This window comes from Streptococcus sp. 1453, assembly GCF_013276955.1.
Lineage (GTDB): Bacteria > Bacillota > Bacilli > Lactobacillales > Streptococcaceae > Streptococcus.
In genome coordinates this window covers 43,605-59,934 of record NZ_VMLZ01000020.1, presented here as the reverse complement: position 1 = coordinate 59,934, position 16,330 = coordinate 43,605, and the positions used below count along the sequence as shown (strand labels likewise).

General features: G+C 39.9%; 15 protein-coding genes. 13 read left to right on the top strand and 2 right to left on the bottom strand.

The window, feature by feature from the left end; translation table 11 throughout:
* Positions 1 to 136: 136 nt before the first annotated feature.
* Positions 137 to 1,111 carry an Rpn family recombination-promoting nuclease/putative transposase gene (locus HW098_RS09485; protein WP_176139947.1) on the bottom strand — a complete coding sequence of 325 codons (975 nt, stop codon included), beginning with the start codon at positions 1,109 to 1,111 and terminating at the stop codon, positions 137 to 139.
* 148 nt (positions 1,112 to 1,259) lie between these two features.
* On the opposite strand from HW098_RS09485, the gene polA reads away from it, so the two are divergent.
* Positions 1,260 to 3,893: a DNA polymerase I gene (polA, locus tag HW098_RS09480; protein ID WP_176139946.1), complete on the top strand. Its 2,634-nt coding sequence runs from the start codon at positions 1,260 to 1,262 to the stop codon at positions 3,891 to 3,893.
* Between the two features lie 84 nt (positions 3,894 to 3,977).
* Complete coding sequence (locus HW098_RS09475) at positions 3,978 to 4,415, top strand: CoA-binding protein (RefSeq protein WP_176139945.1); 438 nt, start codon at positions 3,978 to 3,980, stop codon at positions 4,413 to 4,415.
* 175 nt (positions 4,416 to 4,590) lie between these two features.
* Here HW098_RS09475 and HW098_RS09470 read toward each other — a convergent pair whose 3' ends face one another.
* Complete coding sequence (locus HW098_RS09470; protein WP_119947635.1) at positions 4,591 to 5,601, bottom strand: YeiH family protein; 1,011 nt, start codon at positions 5,599 to 5,601, stop codon at positions 4,591 to 4,593.
* A 572-nt stretch (positions 5,602 to 6,173) separates the two neighbouring features.
* Between HW098_RS09470 and HW098_RS09465 the strand changes: the two genes are divergently transcribed.
* The 11 genes from HW098_RS09465 to HW098_RS09415 all read left to right on the top strand — a co-directional run bounded on the left by HW098_RS09465 (position 6,174) and on the right by HW098_RS09415 (position 15,664).
* Entirely contained in the window at positions 6,174 to 7,343 is a 1,170-nt protein-coding gene (locus tag HW098_RS09465) for a pyridoxal phosphate-dependent aminotransferase (RefSeq protein WP_176139944.1), read from the top strand.
* The gene (recO, locus tag HW098_RS09460) at positions 7,340 to 8,110 is read left to right on the top strand and encodes a DNA repair protein RecO (protein WP_176139943.1); all 771 of its coding nucleotides are present in this window, start codon (positions 7,340 to 7,342) and stop codon (positions 8,108 to 8,110) included. The genes HW098_RS09465 and recO overlap by 4 nt, the downstream gene beginning before the upstream one ends.
* Positions 8,107 to 9,099, top strand: coding sequence for a phosphate acyltransferase PlsX (gene plsX, locus HW098_RS09455; protein WP_023932889.1), 993 nt, complete (start codon positions 8,107 to 8,109; stop codon positions 9,097 to 9,099). The genes recO and plsX overlap by 4 nt, the downstream gene beginning before the upstream one ends.
* Before the next feature lie 5 nt (positions 9,100 to 9,104).
* Positions 9,105 to 9,338, top strand: coding sequence for an acyl carrier protein (locus tag HW098_RS09450; RefSeq protein WP_000136445.1), 234 nt, complete (start codon positions 9,105 to 9,107; stop codon positions 9,336 to 9,338).
* 169 nt (positions 9,339 to 9,507) lie between these two features.
* Positions 9,508 to 10,359, top strand: coding sequence for a C40 family peptidase (locus HW098_RS09445; RefSeq protein WP_240149485.1), 852 nt, complete (start codon positions 9,508 to 9,510; stop codon positions 10,357 to 10,359).
* Between the two features lie 112 nt (positions 10,360 to 10,471).
* Positions 10,472 to 11,641, top strand: a complete 1,170-nt coding sequence (locus HW098_RS09440; RefSeq protein ID WP_176139942.1) for an N-acetylmuramoyl-L-alanine amidase family protein — start codon at positions 10,472 to 10,474, stop codon at positions 11,639 to 11,641.
* A 152-nt stretch (positions 11,642 to 11,793) separates the two neighbouring features.
* Entirely contained in the window at positions 11,794 to 11,955 is a 162-nt protein-coding gene (locus tag HW098_RS09435) for a ComC/BlpC family leader-containing pheromone/bacteriocin (protein ID WP_078836781.1), read from the top strand.
* A 313-nt stretch (positions 11,956 to 12,268) separates the two neighbouring features.
* Positions 12,269 to 13,291, top strand: a complete 1,023-nt coding sequence (locus HW098_RS09430) for a GHKL domain-containing protein (RefSeq protein ID WP_240149484.1) — start codon at positions 12,269 to 12,271, stop codon at positions 13,289 to 13,291.
* On the top strand, positions 13,288 to 14,019 hold the full coding sequence (locus HW098_RS09425; RefSeq protein WP_176139941.1) for a response regulator transcription factor: 732 nt from the start codon (positions 13,288 to 13,290) through the stop codon (positions 14,017 to 14,019). The genes HW098_RS09430 and HW098_RS09425 overlap by 4 nt, the downstream gene beginning before the upstream one ends.
* A gap of 1,068 nt (positions 14,020 to 15,087) precedes the next feature.
* Positions 15,088 to 15,276 carry a class IIb bacteriocin, lactobin A/cerein 7B family gene (locus HW098_RS09420; protein WP_000180826.1) on the top strand — a complete coding sequence of 63 codons (189 nt, stop codon included), beginning with the start codon at positions 15,088 to 15,090 and terminating at the stop codon, positions 15,274 to 15,276.
* A 208-nt stretch (positions 15,277 to 15,484) separates the two neighbouring features.
* The gene (locus tag HW098_RS09415) at positions 15,485 to 15,664 is read left to right on the top strand and encodes a Blp family class II bacteriocin (RefSeq protein ID WP_176139940.1); all 180 of its coding nucleotides are present in this window, start codon (positions 15,485 to 15,487) and stop codon (positions 15,662 to 15,664) included.
* Positions 15,665 to 16,330: the final 666 nt, after the last annotated feature.

Here is a 16,330-nt window from a genome sequence, read left to right as displayed (position 1 = left end):
TCATCCAGTTTTTTTAACAGGCTAGGAAAAGCCCTATTAGACACCACGGATTTGTATTGTTCATCTTCATTATAAGCTAAACTTCTTTTTCTGTCATGAGTTAGCAGGCTCTGCCTGCTTAGAGTTTTTTTAATTTTTATTTATGATGGTCTTTCAATAATTCTTCAAACTCAGAGACAGTCATACCCAGCTGCTGGCTGGCAAATTCAGAGCTTAAAACATGTTGGTGAACTAAATCAAGAAAGGTAAAAATTTGTCCTTCAACTTTCCCACGCTCTAGTCCCTGTTCAATGCCTTCTGCTCGTCCTCGTTCCAGTCCTTGTTCAATCCCCTCCGCACGACCACGTTCTAAGCCTTTTTCCTCCGCTTGTTCCAAGGCATAGTCCTGTGCTAACAAGGCTTGTTCTTCGCGCATACGTAGTTGACTAAACATTTTCCTGTCCTCCTCGGCCCAGCTCTTGTAGTCCAGCAGTTGATCTGCTTGGCTGATGGCTCGCTCTGGTTCTTGGGTAAAGGGCTTGTTGCCGAAAAACTCCAACCACGGCTTGCGAACCTTGTCTTTGCTGGTTTCTCTATATTTTTTTAGTTCTAAGAAAGCCATCTTAACCAGATGGTTTTCTTGTCCGTTATTGGTAATGGTTAAAACCTCACCTGTAGTGTCCTCTCGCATACTAAAGCTGTGAAAAGCTAAATCGTCCGAGAAGTAGTTGCTATCTACAATTGCGATTGCGTAAACAGGTGCGATGTGTTTATAGCTCTGGTGTGTATCATCTTCTCGTTGGCGAATTTTTTCAAGATTTTGATTGACCTGACTGCACAGATAAGCCCACAGGCGATTGATGAAAAAATTCTGATGATGCACCTGAATTTCGATGATAACTTGAGTGCCATTATCTAGTTCAGCTAAAACATCTATACTGGTATAGAAATCCTGGGCTGAGTACGGTAGGGAAGGCAAGACATGAATGTTGCTTCCCTCCAAAATCGTTACATTTTTGGCTGGTAAATCCAGCATATCGCGAATAAATTGACAAGTGATTTCTGGATTGCTAAAGATTTTTTTAGCTACCAAATCATTGGTTGGGCTGATGCCCGGATGACGTAATGTCATACTTTCTCTCCTTTCATTATAGCACATTTTTAAATCTAGATTTACTAGATTTGATGCTTCTATCTATATATTCGGGAAAAAGTTTGAAAAATACTTGCTCTGGCTCTTACTAATGGTATTTTTTGGTGCTTTCCTTTATAATGGGTGTATGGATAAGAAAAAATTATTATTGATTGATGGGTCTTCTGTTGCTTTTCGGGCGTTTTTTGCGCTGTATCAGCAGTTGGACCGTTTTAAGAATGCGGCTGGTTTGCATACCAATGCGATTTATGGCTTTCAGTTGATGTTGAGCCATTTGTTGGAGCGGGTTGAGCCTAGTCATATTTTGGTGGCTTTTGATGCGGGAAAGACAACCTTCCGTACAGAGATGTATGCGGACTATAAGGGTGGTCGGGCTAAGACTCCGGATGAGTTTCGTGAGCAATTTCCCTTTATTCGTGAGTTGCTGGATCATATGGGGATTCGTCACTATGAGTTGGCTCAGTATGAGGCGGATGACATTATTGGGACACTAGATAAACTAGCTGAGCAGGATGGTTTTGATATTACCATTGTCAGTGGGGACAAGGACTTGATTCAGCTAACGGATGAGCATACGGTGGTTGAGATTTCCAAGAAAGGTGTGGCTGAGTTTGAGGCCTTTACGCCAGATTACCTCATGGAAAAAATGGGCATCACACCGACTCAGTTTATCGATCTCAAGGCGCTCATGGGTGATAAGTCGGATAATATCCCTGGGGTGACCAAAATTGGTGAAAAGACGGGTATCAAACTCTTGCTGGAGTATGGTTCGCTTGAGGGGATTTATGAAAATATCGATGGGATGAAGGCTTCTAAGATGAAGGAAAATCTCATCAATGATAAGGAACAGGCCTTTTTATCGAAAACACTGGCGACCATTGATACTAAGGCACCGATTGAGATTGGTTTGGAGGATTTGGTCTATAGTGGTCCAGATATTGAAAATCTTGGGAAATTCTATGATGAGATGGGCTTCAAACAGCTCAAGCAGGCTTTAAATGTATCGTCAGCTGATGTGGCTGAGAGTTTGGACTTTACTATCGTTGACCAAATCAGTCAAGATATGCTGAGTGAAGAGTCTATCTTCCATTTTGAGCTTTTTGGTGAGAATTACCATACGGATGATTTGGTTGGTTTTGCTTGGTCTTGTGGAGATAAGCTCTATGCCACAGACAAGCTTGAGCTTTTGCAAGAGCCGATTTTCAAGGATTTCTTAGAAAAAACATCTCTGAGAGTGTATGACTTTAAGAAGGCTAAAGTTATTTTGCATCGTTTTGGTGTGGATTTGCAGGCACCTGCTTTTGATAGCCGTTTGGCTAAATACCTCCTTTCGACTGTGGAGGACAATGAAATTGCGACCATCGCTAGTCTTTATGGTCAAACTTATTTGGTTGATGATGAGACTTTCTATGGTAAGGGAGTCAAGAAGGCCATTCCTGAACGCGAGAAATTCTTGGAACACTTAGCTCGTAAGATTGCAGTTTTGGTTGAGACTGAGCCTATTTTGCTTGAAAAACTCAGCGAAAATGGGCAGTTAGAGCTTCTTTATGATATAGAGCAACCTCTGGCTTTTGTCCTTGCTAAGATGGAAATTGCTGGGATTACGGTCAAAAAAGAAACCTTGCTTGAGATGCAGGCTGAAAATGAGCTTGTCATTGAAAAACTCACTCAGGAGATTTACGAACTGGCTGGTGAGGAGTTTAATATCAACTCGCCTAAGCAGTTGGGCGTGCTTCTCTTTGAAAAATTGGGGCTACCTCTAGAATACACTAAGAAAACCAAGACAGGTTATTCGACAGCGGTGGATGTATTGGAGCGTCTGGCTCCGATTGCACCAATCGTTAAGAAAATCTTGGATTACCGTCAGATTGCCAAGATTCAATCGACTTATGTGATTGGCTTGCAAGACTGGATTTTGGCTGATGGCAAGATTCATACTCGCTATGTGCAGGATTTGACCCAGACTGGGCGTTTGTCTAGTGTGGATCCAAACTTGCAAAATATTCCTGTGCGTTTGGAGCAGGGCCGTCTCATTCGTAAGGCTTTTGTGCCTGAGTGGGAGGATAGTGTCCTTCTCAGCTCGGACTATTCACAGATTGAATTGCGTGTTTTAGCGCATATTTCTAAGGATGAGCACTTGATTAAGGCCTTCCAAGAGGGAGCGGACATCCATACTTCGACAGCCATGCGGGTCTTTGGCATTGAGCGTCCCGAGGATGTGACTGCAAACGACCGTCGCAATGCCAAGGCTGTCAACTTTGGAGTGGTTTACGGGATTTCAGACTTTGGTTTGTCTAATAACCTGGGCATTAGCCGTAAGGAGGCCAAAGCCTACATTGATACCTACTTTGAACGCTTCCCAGGCATCAAAAACTACATGGATGAAGTGGTGCGTGAGGCGCGTGATAAGGGCTATGTGGAGACCCTCTTCAAGCGTCGTCGTGAGTTGCCAGATATCAATTCGCGCAACTTCAATATTCGTGGTTTTGCAGAGCGGACAGCTATCAACTCTCCTATCCAGGGTTCGGCGGCAGATATTCTCAAGATTGCCATGATTCAGCTGGATAAAGCCTTGGTTGCAGGTGCTTATCAAACTAAGATGCTTCTGCAAGTGCACGATGAAATCGTCCTTGAAGTTCCTAAATCTGAATTGGCAGAGATGAAAAAATTGGTCAAACAAACCATGGAAGAAGCCATTCAACTCAGTGTTCCCCTTATAGCAGATGAGAATGAAGGGGCAACCTGGTACGAGGCTAAATAAAAAGGGGGCTAGTCCTCCTTTTTTGTAGTAGAATTATGCAAGCCTTTTCAAAATGTGCTATACTGATGAAAAAGGAGGATTTCTATGAGTCAAGAATTTATCAATCCAAGTGATGGCGTGATTCGTCAGTATCTAGCAACTAGTAAAACCCTTGCTGTGGTGGGCTTGTCTGACCGTGAAGAAACAACCAGCAATCGAGTGACCAAGGAAATGCAGGCTCGGGGTTATAAAATTATCCCAGTCAATCCCAAGGCGGAAGGTGGGGAAATCTTGGGTGAAAGGGCCTATGCTAGTCTAGCTGAGATTCCTTTTCCTGTAGATATTGTCAATGTTTACCGTCGCAGCGAGTTTCTGCCTGATGTCGCGCGTGATTTTCTCAAGGCTGATGCCAAGATTTTTTGGGCACAGCTAGGACTTGAAAGTCTAGAGGCGGAAGAAATTTTGCGTGCTGGTGGATGCGATGACATCGTGATGAATCGTTGCATCAAGAGAGAACATACACGCTTGATTGAGGAATTATAATAAAAAGGTAGCTGATGGGCTACCTTTTGTGTTATACTCAATGAAAATCAAAGAGCAAACTAGCCGCAGGTTGCTCAAAACACAGTTTTGAGGTTGTGGATAGAACTGACGAAGTCAGTAACCATACCTACAGTAAGGCGACGTTGACGTGGTTTGAAGAGATTTTCGAAGAGTATTAGAAAATGCCGATAAGGGTCTGCATACCAAGACTAGTGAGGATGATGGCAATCCAGCAGATGGCTCCGAGAACAATGGATTTTCCGCTGGATTTGACCATAGCTACCAGATTGGTTTTGAGCCCGATAGCACTCATGGCCATGACAATAAGGAATTTAGAGAGTTCTTTGAGAGGGGTAAAGAAACTACTGGATACACCTAGAGAGGTGAGTAGTGTAGTGAGGAGAGAGGCAAGGATAAAGTAAAGGATAAAAAGTGGGAAGACTTTTTTCAGTTGTAGGCTTTGCTTGTTTTCTTGTTGGCGACTTTGCCAGTAGGATAGAAAGAGCGTGATAGGGATAATGGCCAAAGTACGTGTGAGTTTAACAATGGTTGCAGACTCGAGGGTATTGCTTTGGTAAAGACTGTCCCAAGCGCTGGCGGCAGCCGTTACAGAGGAAGTGTCGTTGACCGCAGTCCCTGCAAAGAGGGCGAAGCCTTCATTGGATAGATGAAGCCAGGTGCCGAGGGTTGGAAAGATGAGCGCAGCCAAGACATTGAAGAAAAAGATAACGGAAATGGATTGGGCTACTTCCTTTTCCTTAGCATCAATAACGGGCGCTGTCGCAGCAATGGCAGAACCACCACAGATTGAAGAACCTACTCCAACCAAGGTAGCCAGTTTTGTATCCAGGGCAAAGAAGCGCTGGAAGAAGTAGGCAATAATCAGAGCTATTGAGATAGTGGACAGGATGACAGGGAGTGAAGATTGGCCAACTGCGAAGACCTGCGAGATATTGAGACCAAAACCAAGCAAGACAACAGCATACTGGAGCAATTTTTTAGAACTAAAGGTCAACCCAGCATCCAGTTGTTTATAGGACGAGAGAAAGGGATGTAGGAGCATGCCTATGAAAATTGCAAAAACAGGCGCGCCAATAACAGGGAAGAATCCTCCTAAGTACCAAGATACGATAGAAATGAGAAGGCAGGCCAAGATACCTGCTCCATTTTTTGATAGAAATGACATAAAAACCTCCAAATAAAATCTTTTACTATTATAAACATAAAAATAGGAAAAGTAAAATAGAAAGTTGAGCCAACAATTATTTGACAAGTAGTGCTAATTATGTAATAATAATCTTACAAGAACTGTAACGAAGTCTTGGCAAAAACAAAAATACCAGAGCTCCACCTCTGGTATTTTTGTTTTTGTCCAGTTACATTAAAACTAAACTCAGGTTATATTTTTTTGTCGCGCTTATCTAACCACTTTCTGACTATCCACTCAGAAATGACATTACCGGTAATAGTAATCAGTAATGGTGCTAGAATAGTTGTAACGAAGATTATCAAAACCTCAATACTCGTCGAAAATCTCATGATACGTTGTCATCTTCGGCTTACCTAACTTTAGTTATGCTTTCACCTCGATTCCTAGTCTCATGAGATTTTCATAGAGTATTCTAAAAACATAGTGTTGTAATCAATTTAAATTAACACACTTCAATTTGTTATGCTAGCGTTATTCTATCATGTATTTTTGCGGTCGGGGGGCTTTTGTAGTATAATAGAGATACGTTTTTACAGTAGGAGGTATCTATGGACTTAACTAAGCGCTTTAATAAACAGTTAGATAAGATTCAAGTTTCGTTGATTCGTCAGTTTGATCAGGCTATTTCTGAGATTCCTGGGGTCTTGCGTTTGACCTTGGGGGAACCTGATTTTACAACGCCAGATCATATCAAGGAGGCGGCCAAGCGAGCGATTGATCAGAACCAATCCTACTATACAGGGATGAGTGGTCTGCTGACTCTACGTCAGGCGGCCAGTGACTTTGTTAAGGAAAAGTACCAACTGGACTATGCTCCTGAAAATGAAATCTTGGTTACAATTGGGGCGACAGAGGCTTTATCTGCTACTTTGACGGCTATTTTGGAAGAGGGAGACAAGGTGCTCTTGCCAGCTCCTGCTTATCCGGGTTATGAACCGATTGTCAATCTAGTTGGGGCAGAGATTGTCGAGATTGACACAACTGAAAATGGGTTTGTCTTGACTCCTGAAATGTTGGAGAAGGCCATTTTGGAGCAGGGAGACAAGCTCAAGGCGGTTATTCTCAACTATCCAGCAAATCCGACAGGAATTACCTACAGTCGGGAGCAGTTGGAGGCCTTGGCAGATGTTTTACGCAAGTACGAGATTTTCGTTGTCTGTGATGAGGTCTACTCAGAATTGACCTATACAGGGGAAGCCCATGTGTCTCTAGGAACTATGTTGAGAGATCAGGCTATTATTATCAATGGTCTATCTAAATCACATGCCATGACAGGTTGGCGTTTGGGTCTGATTTTCGCTCCTGCGGTCTTTACAGCCCAGTTGATCAAGAGTCACCAGTACTTGGTGACTGCCGCAAATACCATGGCGCAACATGCTGCGGTAGAAGCCTTGACGGCTGGTAAAAACGATGCGGAGCCTATGAAGAAGGAATACATCCAGCGTCGGGACTATATTATCGAGAAAATGACTGCTCTTGGTTTTGAGATTATTAAACCAGACGGGGCCTTCTATATCTTTGCTAAGATTCCAGCGGATTACAATCAAGATTCCTTTGCTTTTCTGAAGGATTTTGCTCAGAAGAAGGCTGTTGCCTTTATCCCTGGTGCTGCCTTTGGGCGTTTTGGAGAAGGTTATGTTCGCCTGTCTTATGCAGCCAGCATGGAGACGATCAAAGAAGCCATGAAACGTCTTGAGGAGTATATGAGAGAAGCATGATTCAGTCTATCACTAGTCAAGGCTTGGTGCTCTACAATCGCAATTTTCGGGAGGATGACAAGCTCGTCAAGATTTTTACAGAGCAGGTTGGCAAGCGCATGTTTTTCGTCAAACACGCTGGCCAGTCCAAACTGGCTCCAGTTATTCAGCCCTTGGTGCTGGCACGATTTCTCTTGCGAATCAATGATGACGGGCTCAGTTACATTGAGGACTATCATGAGGTGATGACATTTCCCAAGATCAATAGCGATCTTTTTGTCATGGCTTATGCGACCTACGTGGCAGCTCTTGCAGATGCTAGTTTGCAGGACAATCAGCAAGATGCTCCCTTGTTTGCTTTTTTGCAAAAGACCTTGGAGTTGATGGAAGAGGGTTTGGATTATCAGGTTTTGACCAATATTTTTGAAATTCAAATCTTGACTCGATTTGGGATCAGCCTCAATTTTAATGAGTGTGTCTTTTGCCATCGGGTCGGTCAGGCTTTTGACTTTTCTTTTAAATATGGCGCCTGCCTCTGTCCAGACCATTATCATGAAGATGAGAGACGTTGCCATCTAAACCCCAATATCCCCTATCTGCTTAATCAATTTCAAGCTATTGATTTTGAGACCTTGGAGACCATTTCGCTCAAGCCTGAAATCAAGCAAGAGCTACGCCAATTTATGGATCAACTCTACGAAGAGTACGTTGGGATTCACCTAAAATCAAAGAAATTTATTGATTCCCTATCAGACTGGGGACAATTACTAAAAGAGGAAAAGAAATGAAAAAAATCGCAGTAGATGCCATGGGGGGCGATTACGCACCCCAAGCCATCGTTGAGGGTGTCAATCAAGCCCTAGCTGACTTTTCAGATATCGAGGTTCAACTCTACGGAGATGAAGCTAAAATCAAGCAATATCTAACAGCGACAGAGCGCGTCAGCATTATCCATACGGATGAGAAGATTGATTCGGACGATGAACCTACGAGAGCTATTCGGAAGAAGAAAAATGCCAGTATGGTCTTGGCAGCCAAGGCTGTTAAAGAGGGCGAAGCAGACGCTGTTCTCTCAGCTGGGAATACAGGTGCTTTGTTGGCTGCAGGATTCTTCATCGTGGGTCGTATCAAGAACATCGATCGCCCTGGGCTTATGTCGACCTTGCCGACTGTAGATGGGAAGGGTTTTGACATGCTGGACCTCGGTGCTAATGCAGAAAATACAGCCCAGCACCTCCATCAATATGCGGTTCTAGGTTCTTTCTATGCTAAAAATGTCCGTGGCATTGCGCAACCACGTGTTGGTTTGCTCAACAACGGAACAGAGAGTAGCAAGGGCGACCCGCTTCGTAAGGAAACTTATGAATTACTGGCGGCTGATGAAAGTTTGAACTTTATCGGAAACGTGGAAGCGCGTGATTTGATGAATGGCGTTGCAGATGTTGTTGTGGCAGATGGTTTCACGGGAAACGCTGTGCTCAAATCCATCGAAGGGACAGCTATGGGAATCATGGGCTTGCTCAAGACAGCTATTACAGGTGGTGGTCTTCGAGCGAAACTAGGTGCCCTCCTTCTCAAGGACAGCCTCAGAGGTTTGAAAAAACAGCTCAATTATTCAGATGTTGGTGGAGCGGTCTTGTTTGGTGTTAAGGCACCTGTTGTCAAGACTCATGGCTCAAGCGATGCCAAGGCTGTTTATAGTACGATTCGCCAGATTCGTACTATGCTAGAAACAGACGTAGTTGCCCAGACTGCGCGTGAATTTTCAGGAGAATAAAAGAGATGACAGAAAAAGAAATTTTTGACCGTATTGTGACCATTATCCAAGAGCGACAGGGAGAAGACTTTGTCGTGACAGAATCCTTGAGTCTAAAAGATGATTTGGATGCTGACTCAGTTGACTTGATGGAGTTTATCTTGACACTGGAAGATGAATTTAATATCGAAATCAGCGACGAAGAAATTGACCAACTGCAAAGTGTAGGCGATGTGGTTAAAATCATTCAAGCAAAATAAAGATAAGAAGTTCCAAGGCATTTGCTTTGGAATTTTTCTTTGGTTCAAGTGACCGTTTAGGAACAGATTTAGTCTTTCTAGGGACAGGAGAAATCTGAGGACAAATAAGGGATATAATGAAATTAGAAAAATCAATCTCCAAAAAGGAGAAAAAGAAAGGATTTTTATGATGAAAAAATATCTTTATTCTAGTTTGTTAGTTCTTGCAGGAGGCGTTCTCCTAGCAAATACTACGGTAGCCTATGCTGATTCCCCATCAGCAAGTGAGAAAGAAGCGATTGCTCAATTAGTTAATCAAGGCAAGATAAAAGCTGAAGAAGCTGATCAAGTAAAATTGATTGGTTTTGAAGATAAAGAAACTCAAGCAGAGGGCAATCAAGAGAAGAAAGCTTTCAATCAATATCGTGATCCGAAAGGAACATGGATGCAAACCAATGGTAAATGGTGGTTTAAATACGGTTCAGGTGGGTATGCTAAAAATTGGGAACAATTAGATGGCAAGTGGTACTATTTTGATGACCAAGGATGGATGAAAGAAAATACTTGGATTCAACCTGATGGTAATTATTACTACTTATCTGCTAGTGGTGCTATGGTCACTGGTTATCAACGTGTGAATGGTACACCATATTTCTTTAGAGAAAGTGGTGTATGGGTAGAAAATCGTGGGCAAGCTCTTGGTGAATACGCAGAGACATTTGTAGGAAGAATTCCATATGTTTGGGGTGGGGCAGATTTGAATAGTGGCGTAGATTGCTCAGGATTTACGATGGCTATTCATGCTAAGTTTGATATTAGTATTCCTAGAGTAACCTATGGTCAAGCAACAGGAGGAAGCTATGTAAGTAATGGTTCTCAACAAGCTGGAGATTTGATTTTGTATAATAGTGAAGAGACAAATGACCATGTAGGTATTTATGTTGGTGGTGGAAAGGTAGTTCATGCTCCATATCCAGGTCAATATGTTTCTTATATGAATCAATACGGTATTACTCAAAATACAATTCGTAGATATTGGTAATATTGTCTAATTTTTCACAATATTATTGACTTTGACAATGAAAAGTATTAGAATATAGCTAAATAAAGAGGGGAAACCCTCTTATAGCTATTCAATAAAGGAGGAAATGGCTATGAAAAAATCTAAATTACTTACTCTTGGTTTGCTTGCAGGTGCTGGTCTGCTTTTGTCTATCAACCAAGCACAGGCTGTAGATACTTGGGTTAAAAATGGTGCTGACTGGAATCTTTCTCAAGATGGCAGCCTAGCTAAGGATAAATGGGTACAAAATGCTGGGTCATGGTATCACTTCGATAGCGCTGGTAAAATGCAGACAGGCTGGCTCAAAGACGGCAATACTTGGTATTCTCTAGCAGATAGTGGTGCTATGCGCACTGGCTGGTACAAGGAAGGTAACACATGGTATTCGCTCGCAAGTAGTGGCGCTATGCGTACTGGCTGGTACAAAGAAGGATCTACTTGGTACTATCTCAAAGACAGTGGCGCTATGGCAACAGGATGGGCGACTCCAAATGGTAAATGGTCTTACTTTGAAAAATCAGGTGCTATGGTCGCAGATAGAGCTGTTCCAGCCAGTGATGGGGAAAGTTATGTCATTGGTAAGGATGGCTATCTAGCAAATAGAAAAGATGCTGGATACAGTATTCATGATATTGTCAAACTTGGAGATGGGCAAGAATATTTGCTAAATGCTAAAGGTGACGATGTTATTATTGAAAAAAATGCTTGGTATATCAGACCAGAGTTCAAGAAGTTCTCTAACAAATATGGGGATGAGGTTGCAAATACTACCTTAGCTTTAGTGGATAATAAAGAAGAAGGACAAGAAATTGATCCTAAGGCAGTTGTACAGAACTTCCAAAACTTACCAAATCGCTACTACTTTGATGAAAATGGACATCGTGTGGTTAATATCCCAGCAATGACCACCTATTCAGAGATTAAAAAAGTTGGCAATGATGTCTATTTAGAAAATCCAGGTGCACGACTTCGTCTTGGATTTACTCACTTTACAATCAATAATAATAAACTATACTATTTAGAAAATGAGCAAGGTAAGCTTAAAACAGGTTATTTTGTATTGATTGATGATGGTATGGCTACAACCCACTATCACATCCTAGCCTATGCGGATCAATCTGGTGAAATTCTTAAGATGAAACGCTTGCCATCAGGAGTTTCAGATTATCTGGATAAAGAAATCGATGGTTTATATGGTGAAAAAATTAAAATTGAATCTCCACACTCAAACGAATATTATAAAGTGGTTGTGGTTAAATAAAAATAACATCTTCACAACTAATTGTTAACACTCTAACCAATATACCATTTTCAGGAGGCTTTAGATTTCTTGTATTTTAAAAGGAAACTAAAGCCTTTTGTAGATGGAGTAGGGGATAGAGTTATCTATAAAATAATGAAAAGGAGTCTGTCATGGAAATGAAAAATACATTTGTAGAATTGGAACAATTTGAAGAGTTAACTCCAGAGGTTTTGGAAGAAGTGAATGGTGGAGGGAATTTCTTTTGTTCTTTGTTTGGGCTTTGCCAACCTCGGTATTGCAGTCCAGCACCAACTAAAACTGTGATTGGATAGTATGGTTTTGACTTTTATTAAGGAGATTCTATTTGCTTTATTGCTGATGGTTTCCATTATAGTTCCTCCAATTTATCTAGGTTACCAAATTATACCGGAATTTCGTAAAAAGAGATACATAGTCTATTTATTAATGATGCAAGTAATAGCTGGTAAAACTTTTTTTGAAATTATATATTTGGAAGTTTTAATCTTTTTTTACCTTATTTTCTATATGAATAGGAAGAAAAAGGGGGAATCGTTATTTCTTTCATTCTATCTTTTTAGTTTTTATCAGAGTATTCGCTATTTATTGGTATTGTTCTATATTCGGATGTTAGATATAGATATGCTATCAGAAGTAGGAAATGGTATTGTTAATTCTTCTTTTTCTCTACTAGCTCTTGTACTGACAGTAGTTATGATGAAGCGTTGGTCTTTGGATTTGGATTTATTCTTTTCAGATACTTTTAAAACCCACTATCGTAAGAGCTTTTTCATTATCCTACCTCTGACTGGATTTAGGATATTCTCTTCGTTCATGACCAATAGAAATAGTTCTTTTTACGTTCGCTTTGACACGACCATTTCTCTCCTGATTTTCATTCTCTTTTTCTCCTGGCTCTTTTATATCAGACACTTAGAGCAGGTTTATCGTGATGAGCAGACCATTCAGAGACAGGAAGAAGAAAATCGTTCCTTGCAAGGGATGGTGGATAAGTTGGGTCATCTCTATGATGAGGTTCGAGGTTTCCGTCATGATTTTGCAGGGATTGTCGCTAGCATGGAGCCTGCCATAGCGAATCAAGATATGGCTGAAGTGTCTACCATTTATCAAGATGTTTTTTTAAAGGCCAATGAAAAGCTGAGGAAGGCGGACTACACGGCCTTTAATCTTCACAATATCCATGCCATAGCCATTCGCAATACCTTGGCAAAAGCCATGATTGTGGCTGATAAGCAAGGAATTCATTTTAGTTTGGAGACGGTGGGGGTTGTCGAAGAGCTGGCATTGCCTATGTTGGAGGCTATCCGTATTCTCTCTATCCTTACGACAAATGCCTTAGAGGCAGCCAGTGAGGCTGAAAATCCGCAGATTCGGGTTGCTTTGTTGGCAGGTGATAGGAGTGTCCGTTTTATCATTGAAAACACTCGTAAGAAAGAAGAACTGAATCCCATCATTCTCAGTCAAAAGGGTTACTCTACCAAGGGTAACCACAGTGGACTGGGCTTAGCGACCTTGGAAGATATGGTTTTTCATTATGATTTAAACTTAGATACCCAGCTAGGAGAGACGACTTTTAGACAAGATTTAGAATTGCCATTTAAGGATGAGAAACGAGGGGGAGAGGAATGAGAATTTTAGTTTTGGAAGACGATAGAGTCCAGCAAGGACGGATAGAGCAGACTTTACTAGATATTGGTCGCACTCGCAATTTGAGATTGGAAATTGATATTGCTAAAAACTATGGAGATGTTGAAAAGTATTCTCAGTATTTTGACCATTACCAGCTCTATTTATTGGATTTAGAGATTGATGGAGAGCGTGAACGGGGCTTTCAGGTTGCTCAACAGGTTCGGGAGCGGGATCCTTTTACAAGTATTGTCTTTGTGTCCACACACTCGGAGGCCTTGCCTCTAGCTTTTCGCTATCACTTGTCTGCCTTGGATTTTATTTCCAAGGATCAGTCAGAGGCGGACTACTGTCATCAGTTGGAGCGCTGTCTGGACTATGTACTGGCAGTGGACAAGAGGGAAAATATGCGTCTCTTCACCTATAGTTTTGAGGGAAGACGGGGCTTTACTCTGCCCTACCATGAAATTTTAGCCTTTGAAACCTCAGTTGAATCCCATCGTATCAAGGTCTATTATGCTAATCATTCTATCAAGACCATTTATGGCAGTCTCAAGGATATCGCTGCCAAGGCTGAAAAAGATTACTTTGTCTATGCCAATCGCAATACTTTAGTCAGTTTACAGGCCATTGAAGAGATGACTGCGACAGAAGTGACCTTGTTAGAAGGCTTGCACTTCCCCGTATCACGAACAGCCAGAAGAACACTTAAAAAATATCTTAATGTCTAATATCTGTTAGATTTGAATGAGTTTATCAATAAGAATATCGGAAAATTTTCTGATATTCTTATTTTTTTGACTTCTTTTTCGAATAGATAAGTGAGAAGAAGAGGAAAGGAGCCTAGTTCATGTATCTACCAATTTTTTATCCGTGGTTTGCTAAATTATTTTTTAAATAAATTTAATTTAGTTGTTCATTTTTGAATTGTTTTTCGAATAAATAGGTAAGAGGAAAAAGAAAGGAGCTTGCTTCATGTATCTACCAATTTTTTATCCGTGGTTTACTAAATTATTTTTCAAATAAAATTTAATTTAGTTGTTTATTTTCGAATTCTTTTTCGAATAGATAAGTAAGAGGAAAAAGGAAGGAGTTTGGTTTATGTTTATATCAATGTTCTACCCATGGTTCACTGAGTTATTTTTTAAATAAATTTAATTTAGTTGTTCATTTTCGAATTGTTTTTCGAATAAATAAGTAAGAGGAAAAGGAAAGGAGCCTAGTTTATGTATCTACCGATTTTCTATTCATGGTACATTAAATTATTTTTGAAATAAAATTTAATTTAGTTGTTTATTTTCGAAATTTTTTTCGAATAAATAGGTAAGAGGAAAAAGAAAGGAGCTTGCTTCATGTATCTACCAATTTTTTATCCGTGGTTTACTAAATTATTTTTCAAATAAAATTTAATTTAGTTGTACATTTTCGAAATTTTTTTCGAATAAATAAGTAAGAGGGAAAAGAAAGGAGCCTGGTTTATGTATCTACCAATTTTCTATTCATGGTACATTAAATTATTTTTGAAATAAAATTCAATTTAGTTGTGTATTTTCGAATTGTTTTTCGAATATATAAGTGAGACGAAAAGGAAGGAGACTACGCGATGTATTTACCAATCTTATTGCCATGGTTTATCAAATGGTATTTAAAATAAATGAAATTTACCTGTTCATTTTAAATCACTTCTCAAATAGATAAGTGAGAAGAAAAGGAATTCAGTAATTTATCTATTCTGGTTTTTAAAATGGTTTAAGATCCAGAAATCGTAAACTAAAAAATAGAAATAAAGGAGAAAAAAGATGACAAATTTTGACAAAATGGAACAGAACTTTGTAGCTCTTACAGAAGAAGAGTTGATGAATGTGGATGGGGGGATTGCACCACTAGTAGTTGCGTTTGGAGTAGCTGCGTTTAAAGGTTTTTCTGTAACAGGAGGGGCTATTATACTAGGAGCAGGTCTTTATCAAGTTGGAAAAAATCTAAAATAAAACTTTGGGTAAGTTTTATGAATAGAATATTAAAAAAAATATATGTAGGGTCTGCTTTAACAGCTTACAGCATATTATTAATTTATTCTCTACTTAATTTAGAAAAGGTATCGTTGGAGAGCTGTATTTTGTTAGTAGCATTGACATACTATCTTAATAAAAAAGAAATATTTAAATCACAAGTGAATAAGAACAAGGAGAACTTAAAATGAATATTTTAGTAAATGATCATCAGTTTACAGCAATGACAGAAAAAGAACTAGCAACAGTTGATGGAGGAGTACTTCCTGCAGCGGTAGTAGCAGTTCCAGTAGGAATCAAGATTGCAGGGTATGTTGTCGGTGGTTTATCCGCTGTAGGGCTAGCTGCATGGGGTTACTTCAGATAAGATAAAACACTGTGAAGAAATCAATGAATTTTTCAAATGAATTTGCGGCTATTATTATATCAGCTTCAGGGATGGTAGGTTTATTAGTGGGACTCACTATTGGCTTAGCTAGTATTATTTAAAGAGGGGTATAATATGCAAAATTTGAATCAATTTGAAATCGTAGAGCAAAGTGAATAAGTTGAAGTAGGTTTATTGATTGTTATAGAAGGATTTACTTCCTGCTGGTGGAGCAGCTTTAGGGTATTATGCGAATAGACCATAATCTGATTGTAGTTAGAGAGGCATTTCTATGTTTTAAAAAAAATTCGTTAAATCAATACTGAAAGTTTGGCCTGAAATTATGGTATTACTTAGTTCAATGTCTTATATCATCATCAGATTAGTAGCTGATATAAATAAAGTATCTTTACCTACTTGGCTTGATAGTTTCAATATACCAATGATTGCATTATTTATGATGGTCTTCATTCTTTTATATAGAAGTAAAGAAAAAAAGAATGGATAAATTTGAGGTAGTAGACAATCTATGGGTAAATAGGAGTCTTATAGTAACGAATCAAAAAAAGGAGTAACTATGAATCGTAATTTAGAACGGTGTTATCTATTCTGACCATGAATAGATCATACCAGAGGCGGCTTAGAAATAGCAGGGACATTAAAAAT